Source organism: Ottowia oryzae (assembly GCF_003008535.1).
In the GTDB taxonomy this organism is placed as follows: domain Bacteria; phylum Pseudomonadota; class Gammaproteobacteria; order Burkholderiales; family Burkholderiaceae_C; genus Ottowia; species Ottowia oryzae.
Map to the genome: position 1 here is coordinate 1753966 of NZ_CP027666.1, position 18352 is coordinate 1772317.

An 18352-nucleotide genomic window follows, 5' to 3' on the forward strand; every position below is an offset into this window, starting at 1 on the left:
CCCCGGGCACGGCCAGCGCTGACGTGCCTTGCGCGGCCTGGGCCTGATCGGTACTGATCTGCGCTTGGCGTGCCAGATCCTAGGTGTCAGGTGTCAGGTGTCAGGTGCAAGTTGTGGGCGAGCGGCCAACTGCCACAATGATTGGATGCAAGCTGAAAACCCCGCTCGAAGCCCCATCGCCACCCCGCAAGACGTGCTCGCCTTCTGGCTGGGCGCTTATCCGCTGAATGCGGACGCCATGGCGCGCGTGCAGCAGCAATGGTTTCAGAAAAACGACGCTTTCGACGCCGAATTGCGCCAGCGCTTCACCGCCACCATTGATGCGGCGCTGGCGGGCGGGCTGGCCGACTGGCCTGCCACCGACGAAGGCTGGCTGGCCAAGCTGATCGTGCTCGACCAATTTACCCGCAACGCCTTTCGCGGCCAGGCCAAGAGCTTCGCGGGCGACCCGCTGGCGCTGCAAACGGCGATGGAAGGCATTCAGGCCGGGCAAGACCAAAGCCTGCCGCCCATGGCGCGCATCTTTGCGTATCTGCCGCTGGAGCACGCCGAAGACCCGCTGATGCAGGCGCGCAGCGTGGCGCTGTTCGACGTGCTGGCCACCGCGCCGCAGGCCGAGCCCAGGGCGTTCTTTGCGAACACCGCCGACTACGCTCGCCGCCACCAGGAGGTGATCGAGCGCTTTGGCCGCTTTCCACACCGCAATGCCATCCTGGGGCGCACCAGCACCGCGCAAGAGCTGGACTACCTGGCGCAGCCGGGCTCAGGATTCTGATTGAAATGGGCTGCCAGCGCAGGCATACTGGGCGCTGACAGCTATTCAAAAGCTAGCAGATCTCCGCCGCCACGCCTCAGTAGGTATTCGGCCAGCCTTAGCGCAGGGCGCTTTCAGTGCCCCTCAAGCCAGCAAACCAAAGTCGATGAAGCCCCGCTCGACGTTGGTCGAAAGCAGCTTCACGCGCACCTTGTCGCCCACCTTCACCGCGCCGCCGCGCCCCACGGCCAGCTTGCCTTCGGCCGGTGGCGAAAACACGCGCACCCAGTTGTTGCCCTTGGACACGCCGGTCACCACGCCGTCGAAGACGTCGCCAATGCGCTGCTCCAGCAGCAGCGCGGCTTCGGACTTGCGCAGTTGGCGCTCCACCTTGTTGGCCGCGTCTTCCTGGCGCGTGCAGTGCACGGCCAGGCGTTCCAGCTCGGCGTGGGAGTAGGGCGGCCGGGCGTCGGCCAGCGCGGCTTTCAGCAGGCGGCCGGTGATCAGGTCGGGAAAGCGCCGGTTGGGCGCGGTGGAATGCGAATAGTCGCGCACCGCCAGCCCAAAGTGGCCGATGCGCGGGCCACCCGGCACTTCCACCACGTATTCGCCGCGGCCCAGCAGCTTGACGATGGTCAGCGACAGATCGGGAAAGCGCTCGGGGTCGCGGCGGCGTTCGGCCACCAGGAACTGCTCCAGCGCGGCGGAATCGGCTTCGGCGGGCAATTCCCAGCCGCGCTCGGCGGCCACTTCGGCAATGCGCGCCCAGCGCTCGGGCGAGCGCACCACGCGCCGCAGCGAGGCGCGGTGCCGCTCGGCCAGAAAGCGCGCCACCACGCCGTTGGTGGCCACCATGAATTCCTCGATCAACTGGCGCGCGCGGTTCTGCACCTGCTGGCGGATGGCCACCACGCGGTCACCGTCGAACTCGGCGCGCGGCTGCAGCGTCTGGAATTCCAGCGAACCCTGCTCGCGCCGGCGCGCGCGCAGCTGCTGCGCCACCGAATCCTGCGTGCGCAGGTCGTCCGCCAGCCCGCCCACCTGGGCGGCGGCTTCGGGCAGGCGGCCGTCGCCGTCCAGCCACGCGGCCACGCTGTCGTAGGCCAGCTTGGCCTGGTTGCGCACCCGCGCGCGGGTGATGTGCGAGCGCCGCAGTGCGCCGTCGGGCGCGAAATCCATCTCGACCACCAACGCCACGCGCACGCGGTGCGGGTTGAGCGAGGTGAAGTCGGTGCTGAGCTTTTCGGGCAGCATCGGAAAAACGATGGCCGAGGTGTAGACGCTGGTGGTGTTGGCCTCGGCGTGCTGGTCGATCGGCGTGTGCGCCTGGACCAGCGCATCCACATCGGCCACGGACACCAGGATGCGCACGTCGCCACTGGGCAGCACCTGGCTGGCGGTGAGCTGGTCCAGGTCGCGCGAATCGTCGTTGTCGATCGAGCACCAGCGCAGCGCGGTCATGTCGGCAATGCCGGGGCCTTGCTCGTCGCTGGGTGTGTCGATGGCGCTGAGCTGGTCCAGCGTGGCGCGCCCGAACTCGGGCTGCAGGCCCCGCTCGCGCATGGCGATCCCGGCCAGCTCGGCCAGCTCTTGTCGTTGGTGCGGGTGCAGTGGGCTCATGGTGCGGGGCGTGGGGGTGTGCGCCGCATCATAGCCACGCCGTATTCAACGGCCGTGCCAGGCCAGCCAAGCCAGCGCGCCCAGGTTGAGCAGCACCGTCACCACGTACACGGCCAGGAATTCGGCCTTGCGCGACTTGTGGCGCAGCGCCCGCTGCGCCAGCCAGGCGGCGGGCCACCCGCCAGCCAGCGCCAGCGCGTGCAAGGTGTTTTCGGGCGTGCGCCAGCGGCCTTGCTGCGCGGCGTTCTTGTCGCTGGCGTAGGCGATGAAGGTGGCCACGTTCAGCAGGGCCAGCCCGCCCAGCAGCGCGGGGGCGGAAACGGGCAGGGCGCCCTGGCGGAGCACCAACACCAGCAACACCAGCCACGCCAGCACGGCCAGGGCGAACAGCCACGGCTGGCCGTCCAGCCCGCGCGGATGGCCGTTGCCGCGCCGTGGGGCGCCGGGGCGGCGATCAGAGTCGGTTGGGCTGGCGCGGCGGTTGTTGGGTGTGGGGCCGGTGGTGCGATTTGGTGCGCGGTCGGCCGTGCGGCTGGCCCCGCCGGGGATGGCTCGCGCCGTGCCGCCGTCTGCTTTGGCCGCGCTGCGCCCGGGCGATCCGGTGCGGGCGGCGCCGGGCGCGGTCGCCCCCGCGCTGGGCACCGCGCGGCCACCGCCCAGGCGCTGCACCGCCATCGCGCGCGGGCCTTTGCCGCCCACGTCGATGCGTTCAAAGCGCACGCGCTCGCCCAGGTTGGGCGCTTCGCCGCCGCGCACGTCGCGCACGTGAAAGAAGATGTCGCGCCGCCCGTCGGCGGTGCCGATGAAGCCGAAGCCGCGCTCGGCGTCAAAGCGAAGGACTTCGCCGTCTTGAGTCATTCAGGCCTCCAGCGCTGGTGTGGCAAGCGCTGCCAGCTATTTATTTGAGAGCGTGCACAGCGGAATGTCGCGCGCCACGGCCAATGCATCCAGCTGGCGGCGCGTCTTGGTCAGCGCCCAGGCGGCGATGGCGTCGCGCGTTTGCGGGGCGAAGGGCGCGCGCGCATCGGGCGGCGGCAGGCCGGCGGCGGCAAACAGCGATGCGGCAAAGTGCGGCTCAAGTGCGGCGATGGCCACGCGCCCGTCCTTGCAGGGGTACACGCGGTAGCCTGCGTGCGCGCCACCCACGGCGCCGCTGGGCAGCGTCAGGCCCCAGTGGCGGGGCAGGGCCAGCCACGCCGCCGCGTCCGACAAGGCGACCTGGCGGTGCGCGCCTTTGCCGCTGGCGGCCGCTTGCATCAGCACGCCCAGGGCTGCTTCGACCGCGAGCAGGGCGCCGGCCATGTCGGCCAGCAGGCTGGGCGGCAGATCGGTGCCGGGCACCAGGCCGGCCTCGGCCAGGTAGGTCAAATCGTGGCCGGGCTCGTCGGCACGATCGCCCGGCGCGCCGACGATTTCCACCATCGACAGCGCTGGGTGCGCGCGGTGCACGGCCTTCCAGTTCAGCCCCAGTTTTTGCAGGGCCGAGGGGCGAAACGAGGTCAGCAGCAGGTCGGACTTGGCCAGCTCGCGCGCCAGCTGGGCGTGGCCGCGCTCGGTTTTCAGATCGACCTGCACCACGCGCACGCCTTCGTGCATGGTGTTGTAGGCGCCGATGTTGTACTGGCCCATCGGGTCGCCCGAGATGGGCCGGCCCGCTGGCGTTTGGCCGGGGCCGGGCGGCTCTACCTTCAGGCAGCGCGCGCCCAGCTCGCCCAGGCGCATCAGTGCGGCGGGGCCGGGCAGGTTGAGCGCCAGGCTGACGACGCGGCGCCCGCGCAAGGGCTTGAAGGTGCTGGATGAAGACATGGTTTTGCTATGTTTAGAGTAGCTGCCGGCGCTGGTGCAGCCTGCGATGGCGGTGTTTTTCTTGATGAATTTCTGCGGCGCCGTTGGGCCCCGCATCGGGCATTCGGCCGTGGATTGGGGCGCTGCTGCCCCGCTTACAGGCTGCGCGTCAGCCCGCCATCCACCCGCAGGTTCTGGCCCGTCATGTAGGCGCCTTCGGCGGACGCCAGCCACGCGATCAGCGAAGCCACCTCGTCCGCATGGCCGTAGCGCCCGGCGGGTATGGCGGCGCGGCGCTCGGCCTTTTCGGGCAGGCTGTCGATGTAGCCGGGCAGCACGTTGTTCATGCGGATGCCGTCTTTGGCGTACTGGTCGGCGTACAGCTTGGTGTAGGCCGCCAGCCCCGCGCGGAACACGGCCGAGGTGGGGAAGACCGGGTCAGGCTCCACTGCCGCAAAGCTGGAGATGTTGACGATGGCGCCGCCGCCGGCCTGCAGCAGGTGCGGCGTGACCAGGCGCGTGGCGCGCACCACGTTCATGAAATACATTTCCATGCCGGTGGCCCACTGCGCGTCGGTCAGCGCCAGCAGGTCGCCCTTGGGCCCATGCCCGGCGGAATTGACCAGCGCGTCGATGCGGCCCCAGCGCTGCAGCGCGCCATCCACCAGCTGGCCCAGCGCCTCGTCACTCAAATTGCTGCCCGTCACGCCAAAGCCGCCCAGCTCCACCCCCAGCGCCTCGCCCTTGCCGGACGACGACAGCACGCCCACGCGAAACCCGTCGCGCGCCAGTCGCCGCGCCGCCGCCGCACCCATGCCGCTGCCCCCGGCGGTGATCAGGGCGACTTTCTGTGTGCTCATGCGCAGCTCCGTGTGGTGATGGAAACCACGGATGCTAAGGGGTAGCGCGAGCAGGCACGCGCCCCGATATGGAAGAAGCCCAGCGGCGCCACGCAAAGCTCGTCCAAACCCGCAGGCACAAGCCCAGCCCCCGCCCGCACACCACGGCACCGATGGCCGCGGAGCAGGCTACGCCAGCGAACGCGGTGGCCGCACCTGCGGCGGCCACGCGCGTTGTCCCCCATCCCGTAGCGCGCAGCGCGCAGAGAGAGGGGGGAAGGCGCCGGAGGCGACTCAGGGGGGAGAGCCGAAGGCTAGAGGCAACCCCACATAGTTCTCCGCAATCGTCGTCAGCCCCGCCTCGGAATTCAGCAGGTAATCCAGCTCGGCGGTCTGGAACTTGGCGGTGATCTGGTCGTCGTGCGGAAAGCGGTGCATCAGCTGCGTGAACCACCACGAAAAGCGCTCAGCGCGCCAGATGCGGGCCAGGCATTTGCGCGAATAGTCGTCAATGCCGGCCTCGCTGTGGTCTTTGTAGAAGTCGACCAACGCGTCCAGCAGGTATTTCACGTCGGTGGCGGCCAGGTTCAGGCCCTTGGCACCGGTGGGCGGCACGATGTGGCCCGCATCGCCGGCCAGGAACATGCGGCCAAAGCGCAGCGGCTCGGTCACGAAGCTGCGCAGCGGGGCAATGCTTTTCTCGATGCTGGGGCCGGTCACCAGGCGCTCGCGCGCTTCGTCGTCCAGGCGCAGCTTCAGCTCTTGCCAGAAGGCGTCGTCGCTCCATTCCTCGACCTTGTCGGTCAGCGGCACCTGCAGGTAATAGCGGCTGCGCGTGGCGCTGCGCTGGCTGCACAGGGCAAAGCCGCGCGGGCTGTTGACGTAGATGAGCTCGTCGCTCACCGGTGGCGTGTCAGACAGCAGGCCCAGCCAGCCAAAGGGGTACACCTTTTCAAATTCGTGGATGGCCGAGCGCGGTGCGCTGGCGCGGCACACGCCGTGAAAGCCGTCGCAGCCGGCAATGAAGTCGCAGTCGATGCGGTGCTGCTGGCCATCTTTTTCGTAGGTGACGTAGGGCTTGGCGGTGTCGAAGTCGTGCACCGCGGTGTTCTTGGCTTCGTAGATGGTGGGCAGGCCGGCCGCGGCGCGCGCCTGCATCAGATCGCGCGTCAGCTCGGTCTGGCCGTACACCATCACGTGCTTGCCGCCGCTGTATTTCTTCAGGTCGACGCGGTGGCGCGCGCCGTTGTAGAGCATCTCGATGCCGTCATGCACCAGGCCTTCGGCGTGCATGCGCTGGCCCACGCCGGCTTCGTCCATCAGGTCGATCGTGACCTGCTCGAGGATGCCGGCGCGGATGCGGCCCAGCACGTAGTCGCCAGACACGCGCTCGACGATCACGGCGTCGATGCCGTTCTTGTGCAGCAGTTGGCCCAGCAGCAGGCCGGAAGGGCCTGCGCCGATGATGGCGACTTGAGTTCGGGTGGTTTGCACGGGTTTGTCTCCACGGGTGCGGGTTGGAATGGGCGGTGCGCGGGGCGACCGCCGTGTTTTTTTCGAGCTTAGAAGCCCGCCCCGCCGCACTCCAGCGCGCGGGCACGCACTTGCGCGGTGATGGGTGATGATGTGCGATCATCGCGCAATGCCGCCTATTGCCCATGCCGACACCATCGCGGGCCTCGTCAAGGGGCTGGCCGTGCTGGAGAGTTTTGACACCGAGCGCCAGCGGCTGAACGCCACGCAGGCGGCCGAGCGCGCGGGCCTGACGCGCGCGGCGGCGCGGCGCCACCTGCTCACGCTGACGCACTGCGGCTATCTGGAAACGGATGGCAGCTACTACTGGCTGGCGCCGCGCGCGCTGCGCCTGGCCGGCGCCTACCTGGCCTCGTCGCGGCTGCCGCGCCTGATCCAGCCCACGCTGAACCGGCTGGCGGCGCAAACGCCGGACGTGTATTCCGCCGTGGTGCTGGACGGGGACGAAGTGATCATCATCGCCCGCAGCGCCGGCATGGGCGCGCCCGCCACGCGGCTGCTGGCCTACGGCATGCACCTGGGCGCGCGCTTGCCGGCGCACGCCACATCCACCGGGCGGGTGCTGCTGGCTGCGCTGACGCCCGCCGCGCGCGCCGAATGGCTGCACGGCAAGGCGCTGCCGCGCCTGACGCCGCACACCCTGACGGAGCCGGCGGCGTTTTTGGCCATGCTCGACACCGTGGCGCGCGACGACCATTGCATCGCCAGCGAAGAGCATGAGCTGGGCGTGGTGGCCGTGGCGGTCCCGCTGCGCAACGCGCAGGGCCACACCGTGGCGGCGCTGAACGTGATGGCAGCGCCCGATCGCGCCACGCCGCAGTTTCTGCTGGCCGAGCAGCTACCGCGCCTGCGCGCCGCCGCCCGCGATCTGCGCGAAATGCTCTGAAATTCGTAGCTGCCAGCGCAGAAGGGACCTGCGCCAGCGGCCAAAAACACAGGGGGAATGCTGCGCGCGGCCACGCGGCGCGCGCCGGGCTGACTTTGCACTGTCATGGTGCGGTGGGGGCGCGCCGCTATCATCCTTGGCACCGGGGCGCATGGCCTCGGGGTGAAAAAAACAGCAAGAAATTGCGGGAGAACCGTCAGAAATGAAACTGAGAATGAGCATTTTGGCCACCGGCGTGGCCGCCCTGTGGCTGGTGGGTTGCAGCGCGACCGGGGGCAGCGGTGTGTCGGCCGACGGCAAGGTGGGTGCCGCGATGGACGTGGTCAAGGCCGCCACCGTTTCGGAAGACGACCTGAAGAGCGCCGCGCTGCAACTGCGCGCCGCCGAGGACAAGCAAGCGCGCGTGGCGCCGCCCAACAACCGTTACGCCAAGCGCCTGGCCCGGCTGACGAAGAACCACGTCAACGAAGACGGCCTGGTGCTGAACTACAAGGTGTACCTGAGCCCGCAAGTCAACGCCAACGCCACGCCCGACGGTTCGATCCGCGTGTACAGCGGCCTGATGGATCTGATGAACGACCAGGAAATGCTGGGCATCATCGGCCATGAAATCGGCCACGTGAAGCTGGGCCACAGCATGAGCCAGATGCGCACCGCCTACATGGCGTCGGCCGGTCGCAAGGCAGCGGCCGCCTCCAGCAGCGCGGGCGGCGTGCTGGCCGCTTCGCAGCTGGGCGATCTGGGCGAGGCGCTGATCAACAGCCAGTTCTCGCAAAGCCAGGAAACCGCTTCGGACGACTACGGCCTGGCCTTCATGAAGAAGTACGGCTACAACACCAAGGCGCTGGAAACGGCCTTCCGCAAGCTGGCAGCCCAGCGCGGCGGCAAGAAAGGCAGCACCATGGACAACATGCTGTCCACGCACCCCGATCCGGGCGCGCGTGCAGACCGCATGCGGGACATGGCCAGCAAGTAAGCCACCGCTTCACGGCATGAAAAAAGCGCCCCGAGGGGCGCTTTTTCTTTGCTTTTTGCACTGAGCAGTTGAAGGGGAAAATGGCCTGCTGGGGCCCTGGTAGCCTGCGCTGGCAGCTATGATTTTTGATGCACTATCGTGCCCGGGGGATCAAGCCCGCCCCGCTGCTCAAGGCGTGAACAGCGCCGCCAGCTGGCGCCGGTCGCGCCGGTCCTTCCAGTTCCACACTTCGCGCCCTTCGATCGCCAGAAAGCCCCAGGCGGCGATGGCATGGCCGTCGCCACAAGACACGGTGCGCAGCCGCACGGGGCCCACGGGCGCCTTCTTGAAGTTGCCGCCGCCCATGGCGGTGCGCAGGTTGGCTTCCAGCACCGGGCCGGTTTCGGGCGGGGCGTGCGGCGGCACCACGAACACCTGCCGGTGGCTTTCGCTTTGCAGGCGTTCGTTCACGACCAGCTCGCCCACCTCGTCCGCCTGCAGCCCGGCTTGAGTCAGCCAGGCGGGCGTGCCGGCGATCAGCGCCAGCAGGGGCGCGTCGCACAGCAGCGTGGCGCCGCTGGCCAGCTCAACGGCTTGCCCGTCCAGCCCCACGCAGCGGTCTTGCAGCACGGTGATGTGCATCGCCTTCAGGCGCGACAGCACGCGCCGCTGCAGCCCGGCAGGCTGGTCGGCCAGCAGGGGCGCGTCGCCGGAGATCAGCGAAACGCGGCTGCCGTGCGGGCTGTTCAGCGCCTGGGCGACGGCCATGGCCAGCTCGACCGCGGCCAGATCGCCGCCGATCACGGCTACTTGCAGCGCGCGCTCTTGCGCCAGCGCCTGCAGCTGCGGCCAAAGCTGCACGAAGGCTTCGTAAGGGTGCACGAACAGCGCATTGCGGCGCGCGCCGGGCATGGCGTGCTCGACCGCCTCGCGCTCCAGCGTGGGCTCGGCGTCGACCGAGAGCACGTCGTACGGCAGCGCATCACCACTGGTCAGCTGGATGCGCCGGCCGGTGGCGTCCAGCGAATGCACGTGCGCGGCGACGTAGGTGACGCCGCTGGCCTCGACCAGCGGGTCCAGCGCGATGCGCACTTCGTCCAGAGCGTAGTCGCCCGCCACGTAGCCGGGCAGCATGGCCGGGTCGATGTAATAGGGCTGCGGCGCGACCAAGGTGACATTCATGTCCGCCGAGCCTTGTCGGGCCAGGCCCTTGAGCACATGCAGGTTGGCACGGCCTGCGCCAACCAGCACCAGATGCTTGCGGGAAGAATTCACGGTCATGGCTGCGAGTGTATCGAGTGAGAGTGAAGCGGCCAGCGCGTTGCAATCGGTTGCAGCGCACCGCCGCGGAATCGGTGGCAGGGCTGGCGGCGCCGCAAGCTGCTGCCAACGGCCTGGAGTGGCGCGCCACGCGGCGGATCAGCACCGCAATTCGCGCGTATTGACCAGTGCACGCCCCTGCGCAGGCCCGGCGATCAGCGGATGGCGCCGCGTCGCCCCGGCGCGGGTGCCGGAGCGGCTGCCCGTCGGCCCTTCAGCCGACCAGCGCCTGCGCGAATTCGCGCGCGTTGAAGGTCTGCAGGTCTTCCAGCTGCTCGCCCACGCCGATGAAATACACCGGCACCGGCTTTTCGCGGGCGATGGCGCACAGCACGCCGCCCTTGGCGGTGCCGTCCAGCTTGGTGACGACCAGGCCCGTGAGCTTGGCGGAATCGTCAAACGCCTTGACTTGCGCCAGCCCGTTCTGGCCGGTGTTGCCGTCGATCACCAGAATCACCTCGTGCGGGGCCGTCACGTCGGCCTTGGTCACCACGCGGCGGATCTTGGTCAGCTCTTCCATCAGGTGCTTTTGCGTGGGCAGGCGCCCGGCCGTGTCGACCAGCACCACGTCCATGTCGCGCGCGCGGCCTGCGGCCACGGCGTCAAAGCTGACGGCGGACGGGTCGGCCCCCTGCTGGCTGATGATTTCCACCTGGTTGCGGTTGGCCCACACAGCCAGCTGCTCGCGCGCGGCGGCGCGGAAGGTGTCGGCCGCGGCCAGCAGCACGGTGGCCCCGGCGTCGGCCAGGTGCTTGGTCAGCTTGCCGATGCTGGTGGTCTTGCCCGCGCCGTTGACGCCCGCCACCATGATCACGGTGGGGTGGTAGACGCCCACCACCAGCGGGCGCTCCAGCGGCGCCAGCAGGTCGGCGATGGCGTCTTGCAGCAGCGCCTTGACCTGCGCCGGCTGCGTGGCGCGCGTTTCCTTCACGCGGCGCTTCAGGTCCTGCAGCAGGTAGTCGGTGGCGGCCACGCCGGAATCGGCCATCAGCAGCGCCGCCTCCAGGTCTTCGTACAGCGCTTCGTCGATCTGCGTGCCGGTAAAAACGGTGGTGATGCTGCCGCCCGTGCGCTTGAGGCCGGACTTCAGCCGGTCCATCCAGCCCACGCGCGCCGCCGCGGCGGTGGCCGAGGGCGGTGCCAGTTCCAGGTCTTTTTCAGCGATGGCCGGCGCCAGATCGGCGGGAACAGCTACGCTTTCGGTAGCAGGTGCGGTTGGTGCCTGCACTGGCGCCGATTCGGGCTTGGGCGCGGCGAGTGCAGCTGCCTCAGCCGGGGCAGTGGTCATTGGCGCGAAGGGGGCGGCCGCTTCCGTAGCCTGAGGCGACGAGGCTGGCACTTGGACCGACGCGGGTGCCGACAAAGGTACATCCGGTAGCACGGCTGGCGCTGTAACGGGCGCTGGTGCGGGTACGGAAATGGGCGCAGGTGCTGTGGCTGTGGCTGTGGCTGGCGCTGGCGCTGGCGTGCTGGCGCCGCCCCAGAGGCGCGCAAACAGTCCGCCGCTGGGTGCGGGCGGCGGCGGGGCTGCGGGCCTCTCAGACGCCTGTGTGCTGGCCAGCGCTTGGCGCTCCAGGTCGTCCTGCGGAATGTGGGAAAGGTCGGACTCGGCAGGCGTGGAGGGTGCGGGCGGCGGCGCTGCAGGTGTGTCGGCGGCCGGATCGGCCTTTTTGCGGCGAAAGAAACTGAACATTTCCGGGAATTCTAGGATGTCAGCGTGGCGCGGCAGAATCCACGCTCATGCAGCCCCGAACCCTGAGCGAAACCGACATCTGCGAAAAGTTCATCAGCCCCGCCATTGCGCAGGCGGGGTGGAGCCTGCAGAACCAGGTTTTGCGGGAATACACATTGCGAGCGGGGCGCGTGGTGGTTCGGGGCAAGTCCAGTGCGCGTGACGTGGTCAGTATCTTGCGCGCGGACTACGTGCTATTTCACAAGGCAAATCTTCCGCTGGCCGTCATCGAAGCCAAAGACAAACGGCACTCCGTGGGCGCAGGCATTGCGCAGGCCATTCAGTACGCAGACTTGCTGGACGTGCCCTTCAGCTTCTCCAGCAACGGCGAGGGCTTCGTCTTCCGCGATGCCACGCTGTCCGATGGCGTGCTTGAGCGCAATCTCTCGTTGGACGAATTTCCGTCGCCTGCCGATCTGTGGGCCAAGTACTGCGCCTGGAAGGGGTGGACGCCGGATGTGCAACAAGTGGTCGCGTCCGACTACGCGCCCAGCAAAACGCCGCGCTACTACCAACTTGCCGCCATCAACCGCACCGTAGAAGCCGTCGCGCAGGGCCGGCATCGCGCGCTTCTGGTCATGGCCACGGGTACCGGAAAGACCTACACCGCCTTCCAGATCATCTGGCGCCTGTGGAAGAGCGGCGCCAAGAAGCGCATCCTGTTCCTGGCCGACCGCAACATCCTGATCGACCAGACCATGGTCAACGACTTTCGCCCCTTCAAGGGCGCCATGGCCAAACTCAGCCCCCATGCCAAGGGGGTGGAGCGGGTCGATGCCCAGGGCCAGGTGGCGGTGGATGACGTGGAATTGGCCGTCAACAAGACCACCAAGCAGGTGGACAAGAGCTACGAGATCTACCTCTCGCTCTACCAGGCCGTCACGGGATCGGACGAGGCCGACAACATCTACAAGCAGTTCAGCCCGGACTTCTTCGACCTGGTCATCGTGGACGAATGCCACCGCGGCAGCGCGGCAGAAGACTCCGCCTGGCGCGACATCCTGACCTACTTCGGCAGCGCCAAGCAGATCGGGCTGACCGCCACCCCCAAGGAAACCGAAGACGTTTCCAACATCGACTATTTCGGTGAGCCGCTCTACACCTACAGCCTCAAGCAGGGCATCGAGGACGGCTACCTGGCGCCCTACAAGGTGATCCGCATCGATCTGGACAAGGACACCTTCGGCTGGCGCCCTACCGAGGGCATGCGCGACAAGCATCGCAACCTCATCGAAGACCGCATCTACACGGGCGCCGACATGAACCGCAAGCTGGTGCTGGAGCGGCGCGATGAGGTCGTGGCGGCCAGGATCACCGAGTACCTCCGGGCCAACGACCGCTACGCCAAGACGATTGTGTTTTGCGAGGACATCGACCATGCGGCCCGCATGCGCCAGGCGCTCAGCAACGCCAATGCCGACATTTGCGCGACCCAGCCCAAGTACGTGGTGCAGATCACCGGCGACAACGCCGAGGGCAAGCGCGAGCTGGACAACTTCATCGACCCCGAGAAAGCCTACCCGGTGATTGCCACCACCTCCAAGCTCATGAGCACCGGGGTGGATGCACAGACCTGCAAGCTCATCGTGCTGGATCAGACCATCAAGTCCATGACGCTGTTCAAGCAGATCATCGGCCGGGGCACGCGGCTGCGCGAAGACCTGGGCAAGACCTGGTTCACCATCCTGGACTTCAAGCGCGCCACGGAGCTGTTCGCCGACAAGGACTTCGATGGCGAGCCGGTGCAGGTCTATGAACCCCAGCCCGGCGATCCGGTCCAGCCGCCGGAGCCGCCCGCTGCGCCACTGCACCCTGCCGACGACCCCTCCGCACTGGCGCCCACCGATCCGCTGGGCCCCCTCGTTACAGGGCCTGGCGGTGACGAGCCCAAGAAATACATCGTCGGCGGCCAGGTCACCGTGGCCGTGGCCCGCGAGCGTGTGCAGTACCTCAACGCCCAGGGCAAGCTGGTGACGGAGAGCCTGCGCGACTACACCCGCATCAACCTGCTGAAAAAATACGACTCGCTCGACCGGTTCCTGCAAACCTGGCAGCAGGCCGACCGCAAGGCCGCCTTGCTGCAAGAACTCGAAGGGCAGGGCGTGCTGCTCGAAGCTCTGGCCGATGAAGTGGGCAAGGACCTCGATCCGTTCGACCTGCTGCTGCACGTCGCCTACGACCAGCCCCCGCTCACCCGCCGCGAGCGCGCCCAGCGCGTCAAAAAGCGCAATGCGTTCACCCAGTACGGCCCCGTGGCCCGCAAGGTGCTCGACGCCCTGCTCGACAAATACGCCGACGAAGGCATCGCCACCATTGAGAGCAACGAAGTCTTCAAGCTCCAGCCCTTCACCGACCTGGGCAGCCCGGTGGAGCTGGTGCGCAGCTTTGGTGGCCGCCCCCAATACCTCAGCGCACTGCAGGCGCTGGAGCAAGCGCTGTACGCTACGCACCCGGCCCACTAGCGGTGTGCCGCTGAGTACCGCCAAATACTCCTGATTTGATAGCTGCTGGCGCTTGATAGATAAGCGCTAGAGCCTGTTTTTGCTTAGAGCCCGCGTTCCATGTCCAACCTCACCCCCGTGATCAAATCCATCCAAGACATCATGCGCCAAGACTCTGGCGTGGATGGCGACGCGCAGCGCATCAGCCAGCTCACCTGGCTGCTGTTCCTCAAGGTGTTTGATGCGCTCGAAGAAGAGCTTGAGCTCACGCGCGACCACTACCAAAGCCCCATCCCCGAAGCCATGCGCTGGCGCAACTGGGCGGCCAACCCCGAGGGCATGACTGGCGAGGCGCTGCTCGACTTTGTGGACAACCAGCTCTTTGCCACCCTCAAAAGCCTCAGTGCCGACCCCGCCCGCAACCCGCGCGGCTACGTGGTGCGCGGCGTGTTTGAAGACGCCTACAACTACATGAAAAGCGGCCACCTGCTGCGCCAGGTGGTCAACAAGCTGAACGCCATCGACTTCAACCGCCAAGCCGAGCGCCACCAGTTCAACGACCTGTACGAAAAAATCCTGCGCGACCTGCAAAGCGCAGGCAACGCGGGCGAGTTCTACACCCCCCGCGCCGTCACCCAGTTTATGGTGGACATGACCAATCCCCAGCTGGGTGAAAGCGTCATGGACCCGGCCACCGGCACCGGCGGCTTCCTCGTCTGCGCCATCGAACACCTGCGCAAACAAGTGCACAACGCAGAACAAGAGGCCGTGCTGCAAAACAGCATCCGCGGCTTCGAGAAAAAGCAGATGCCGCACATGCTGTGCGTCACCAACCTGCTGCTGCACGGCATCGAAGTGCCCAGCCAGATCGTGCATGACAACACCCTGGCCCGCCCGCTGCGCGACTACGCCGCTGCAGACCGCGTCAACGTCATCCTCACCAACCCGCCCTTTGGCGGCATTGAAGAGCCGGGCATCGAGGCGGGCTTTCCGGCCGACGTGCGCACCAAGGAAACCGCCGACCTCTTCCTCGTGCTCATCCAGCACCTGCTCAAACCCGGTGGCCGCGCCGCCGTGGTGCTGCCCGATGGCTTTTTGTTTGGCGAAGGCGTCAAGGCCCGCATCAAAGAACAACTGCTGCAGCACTGCAACCTGCACACCATCGTGCGCCTGCCCAATGGCGTGTTTGCGCCCTACACCGGCATCAAAACCAACCTGCTGTTCTTCACCAAAGGCCAGCCCACCCAGCACATCTGGTACTACGAGCACCCCTACCCCCAGGGCGTCAAAAACTACAACAAAACCAAGCCAATCCGTATCGAAGAATTCGACGCCGAGAAAGCCTGGTGGGGCACCGAGGCCGATGGCTTTGCCGCCCGCGTGGAAAACGAACGCGCTTGGAAGGTCAGCATCGAGCAGATCAAGGCCGCCAACTGGAACCTCGACCAAAAGAACCCGCATGTGGGCGAGCAAACCAGCCACGACCCCGAGGTGCTGCTGGCCGACTACGCCCGCCTGCAGTCCGAAGCCCAGGCCCTGCGCGACGAGCTCAAGGGCATCCTCGCCCAGTCTTTGGCCAAAACAGCCGCTAGCGCTTGAGGAATAAGCGCATGCTGCTATCAAATATAGAGCTACTCGCCACCGCCCCCGGTGGCGTCGCCAAGCTGCGCGAACTCATCCTCACCCTGGCCGTGCAAGGCAAGCTGGTGCCACAAGACCCGGCCGATGAACCGGCGAGCGTGCTGCTGCAGAAGATTCGGGCGGAGAAAGATCGGCTGATGGCCGAGGGCAAGATCAAGCGGGACAAGCCGCTGGCGGAGATTGCGGAGGAGGAAAAGCCGTTTGAGTTGCCGGTGGGGTGGGAGTGGGTGCGGCTGCCTGAGATTTACTACTCGATATCTCCGAGCAGCAACAAATTGCTATCTTCTGCCGTAGAGATTGAGGGGCGTTTTCCAGTTGTTGACCAGGGGCAGAGGCCGATTGCCGGATATACCAATGATCGGGCTCTGTTGATTGAGATTCCTGGACCTGTAATTGTTTTCGGCGATCACACAAAGGCAATCAAGCACATTGACTTTGATTTCGTAGCCGGGGCGGACGGGACCAAGATATTGCGGCCAGTTTTGCAAGACGAGAAGTTCTTTGCTTTCCAGCTCAGGGGTTTCGATTTGGAGGATCGGGGATATGCACGTCACTTCAAGGTGCTAAACGCGCAGTTGTTTGCGCTCCCACCCCTCGCCGAACAATCCCGCATCGTCACCCGCGTCGAGGCCCTCATGCGCCTGTGCGATGCGCTGGAGGCCAAGGGCCAGTTGGAGGCCGCGCATCACGCGCAAGTGGTCAGCACCCTGCTGGGCACGCTCACCGCCAGCACCACGCCCGAGGAACTGGCCGCCCACTGGCAGCGCGTGGCCCAACACTTCGACCTGCTGCTGGACCGCCCCGAAGCCATCGACGCCCTGGAGCAAACCCTGCTGCAACTGGCCGTGCGCGGCCTGCTCGTGCCCCAAGACCCCACCGACGAACCCGCCAGCGAACTGCTCGACCGGGTGACGCAGCGAAAGGCTGTAAACGCTGGGAAAAGCCGCAAATCAGCCGACGACAAGGTGCCTTTTTTTCCCTATGAGTTGCCAGACCGATGGACCTGGGCGCAGCTAGGGGACCTCGTAGAAAATATGGGTTCAGGGTGGAGTCCTGCTTGCGATGAGGGCGAGCGATCCGATCCAACGCGTTGGGGGGTTTTGCGAACGACGGCAGTTCAGATTAATGAATTTCGACCACGCGAGCACAAAGTCCTGCCAAGTAAGTTGAGCCCACGGCCTGAAATTGAGGTGCAGGATGGAGACATCCTCATTACACGCGCGGGACCTATGAATCGCGTTGGCATTTCCTGCTGGGTAGACCTGGCGCCGCCGCGATTGATGCTTTCCGACAAAATAGTCCGATTTCATCCCGCGGCTGACGAAATGTTGCCTGCCTTTATCGTGCTCGCATTGAATGCCGGCTACACGAAGGACCAAATCGAAGCCGCAAAATCAGGGATGGCAGCAAGCCAAGTCAATATCTCGCAGTCTGATCTTCGAGGCTTCTGGATTCCAATCTGTAGCAAGACAGAACAATCCCGCATCGTCACCCGCGTCACCGCACTGCGCCGCCTGTGCGCCGACCTGCGCCAGCGCCTGGCCGATCGCCAGTCCTTGCAGGCCCGGCTGGCCCAGGCGCTGGTGGACGAAGCGGCCGGCGCCTGAATCGGCGCGGTGTGCGGCGGCCGCCGCGTCAGGCGCTGATGGTCAGCGCGCGCTCGCCGCGCGGTAGCACCTGCCCGATCACCGTTGCCTGCGCAAAGCCGTTTTTCTGGAACGTGGCCAGCACCTCATCCACCGCGCCCGGCGCGCAAGACACCAGCAGCCCGCCGCTGGTTTGCGGGTCGGTCAGCAGGGCGCGTTCGGTGTCGGCAAAGCCTTCGGGCAGGGCCACTTCGGCGCCGTAGGCTGTCCAGTTGCGGCCGCTGGCGCCGGTGACGATGCCGCGCGCCGCCAAGTCGCGCACGCCGGGCAGCAGGGGCACGCTGGGCCAGTCGATCTGCACCGTGACGCCGGCGCCGCGCGCCAGCTCCAGCGCGTGGCCGGCCAGGGCGAAGCCGGTCACGTCGGTGATGGCGTGCACGCCGGGCAGGGCGGCCAGCGCCGGCCCGGCGGTGTTCAGCTGCGTGGTGGTGGCGATCATCTGCGCGTAGCCGTCGGCGGGCAGTTCGTTCTTTTTCAGCGCGGCCGACAGCACGCCCACGCCGATGGGCTTGCCCAGCACCAGCACGTCGCCCACCTGGGCGCCGCTGTTCTTGCTGACGCGGTCGGGGTGCACCAGGCCCAGGGCCACCAGGCCGTAGATGGGTTCGACCGAATCGATGGTGTGCCCGCCCGCAATCGGAATGCCCGCGGCGCGGCACACGCTGGCGCCGCCTTCCAGGATCTGGCCGATGGTGTCCACCGACAGCACGCTGATCGGCATGCCCACCAGCGCCAGCGCCATGATGGGCGTGCCGCCCATGGCGTATACGTCGCTCAGCGCGTTGGTGGCGGCGATGCGGCCAAAGTCGAACGGGTTGTCGACGATGGGCATGAAGAAATCGGTGGTGGCCACCAGCGCCTGGCTGTCGTTCAACTTGTAGACAGCCGCGTCGTCCGACGTTTCTATGCCCACCAGCAGCTCGGGCGGGATGGGCATGCCTTGGGTGCCGCGCAGGATGCTGGACAGCACGCCCGGCGCGATCTTGCAGCCGCAGCCGCCGCCGTGCGACAGGCTGGTCAGGCGGGGTTCGGCCGCTGGGGCGGCGGCGTGTTTGGTGAGGTTGGCGGCGGGGTTGGCGGTGACGGGTGCGTTGCTCATCCGCACATTGTCGTGCAAGCGGGGTGGGCGGCGCAGCGCGCGGGTTTTGCTGGTATTCAAGGCGAATCGGGCGCCAGCGCAGGCACCACCAGCGCTGGCAG

The 18352-nt window shown here is 67.0% G+C and carries 14 protein-coding genes; 6 read left to right on the forward strand and 8 right to left on the reverse strand.

Annotated elements, in window-relative coordinates; all coding sequences use genetic code 11:
* Positions 1–145 precede the first annotated feature (145 nt).
* Positions 146–775, forward strand: a complete 630-nt coding sequence (locus C6570_RS08170) for a DUF924 family protein (RefSeq protein WP_106702768.1) — start codon at positions 146–148, stop codon at positions 773–775.
* Positions 776–898: 123 nt separating this feature from the next.
* On the opposite strand, the gene C6570_RS08175 is transcribed toward C6570_RS08170, so the two are convergent.
* The 5 genes from C6570_RS08175 to pobA form a co-directional block, all read right to left on the reverse strand.
* Positions 899–2374: an RNB domain-containing ribonuclease gene (locus C6570_RS08175; RefSeq protein WP_106702769.1), complete on the reverse strand. Its 1476-nt coding sequence runs from the start codon at positions 2372–2374 to the stop codon at positions 899–901.
* 45 nt (positions 2375–2419) lie between these two features.
* On the reverse strand, positions 2420–3232 hold the full coding sequence (locus C6570_RS08180; protein WP_164675513.1) for a DUF1294 domain-containing protein: 813 nt from the start codon (positions 3230–3232) through the stop codon (positions 2420–2422).
* Between the two features lie 36 nt (positions 3233–3268).
* Positions 3269–4180, reverse strand: coding sequence for a CoA transferase (locus C6570_RS08185; RefSeq protein ID WP_106704592.1), 912 nt, complete (start codon positions 4178–4180; stop codon positions 3269–3271).
* A 134-nt stretch (positions 4181–4314) separates the two neighbouring features.
* The gene (locus C6570_RS08190; RefSeq protein WP_106702770.1) at positions 4315–5019 is read right to left on the reverse strand and encodes an SDR family oxidoreductase; all 705 of its coding nucleotides are present in this window, start codon (positions 5017–5019) and stop codon (positions 4315–4317) included.
* Positions 5020–5292: 273 nt separating this feature from the next.
* Entirely contained in the window at positions 5293–6492 is a 1200-nt protein-coding gene (pobA, locus tag C6570_RS08195; RefSeq protein WP_106702771.1) for a 4-hydroxybenzoate 3-monooxygenase, read from the reverse strand.
* 148 nt (positions 6493–6640) lie between these two features.
* Here pobA and C6570_RS08200 point away from each other — a divergent pair, with 148 nt between their 5' ends.
* Complete coding sequence (locus tag C6570_RS08200) at positions 6641–7417, forward strand: IclR family transcriptional regulator domain-containing protein (RefSeq protein WP_106702772.1); 777 nt, start codon at positions 6641–6643, stop codon at positions 7415–7417.
* 214 nt (positions 7418–7631) lie between these two features.
* Positions 7632–8393 carry a M48 family metallopeptidase gene (locus C6570_RS08205; protein ID WP_245896362.1) on the forward strand — a complete coding sequence of 254 codons (762 nt, stop codon included), beginning with the start codon at positions 7632–7634 and terminating at the stop codon, positions 8391–8393.
* A gap of 168 nt (positions 8394–8561) precedes the next feature.
* Here C6570_RS08205 and C6570_RS08210 read toward each other — a convergent pair whose 3' ends face one another.
* Together C6570_RS08210 and ftsY are read right to left on the reverse strand one after the other, a co-directional pair.
* Positions 8562–9653, reverse strand: a complete 1092-nt coding sequence (locus tag C6570_RS08210) for an NAD(P)/FAD-dependent oxidoreductase (RefSeq protein WP_106702774.1) — start codon at positions 9651–9653, stop codon at positions 8562–8564.
* Between the two features lie 253 nt (positions 9654–9906).
* A complete protein-coding gene (ftsY, locus tag C6570_RS08215) occupies positions 9907–10980 on the reverse strand; it encodes a signal recognition particle-docking protein FtsY (RefSeq protein WP_245896363.1) in 1074 nt (357 codons plus the stop codon).
* 452 nt (positions 10981–11432) lie between these two features.
* On the opposite strand from ftsY, the gene hsdR reads away from it, so the two are divergent.
* From hsdR to C6570_RS18280, 3 genes are all read left to right on the forward strand, one after another.
* Entirely contained in the window at positions 11433–13886 is a 2454-nt protein-coding gene (gene hsdR, locus C6570_RS08220; protein ID WP_106702775.1) for an EcoAI/FtnUII family type I restriction enzme subunit R, read from the forward strand.
* Between the two features lie 99 nt (positions 13887–13985).
* Entirely contained in the window at positions 13986–15464 is a 1479-nt protein-coding gene (locus C6570_RS08225) for a type I restriction-modification system subunit M (RefSeq protein ID WP_106702776.1), read from the forward strand.
* Positions 15465–15475: 11 nt separating this feature from the next.
* Positions 15476–17113, forward strand: a complete 1638-nt coding sequence (locus C6570_RS18280) for a restriction endonuclease subunit S (RefSeq protein ID WP_211297664.1) — start codon at positions 15476–15478, stop codon at positions 17111–17113.
* A 28-nt stretch (positions 17114–17141) separates the two neighbouring features.
* Here the strand turns inward: C6570_RS18280 and selD are convergent, their stop codons facing one another.
* Positions 17142–18251 (reverse strand): selenide, water dikinase SelD, encoded by a 1110-nt coding sequence (selD, locus tag C6570_RS08235; protein ID WP_106704594.1) that lies wholly within the window; start codon positions 18249–18251, stop codon positions 17142–17144.
* Positions 18252–18352 lie beyond the last annotated feature (101 nt).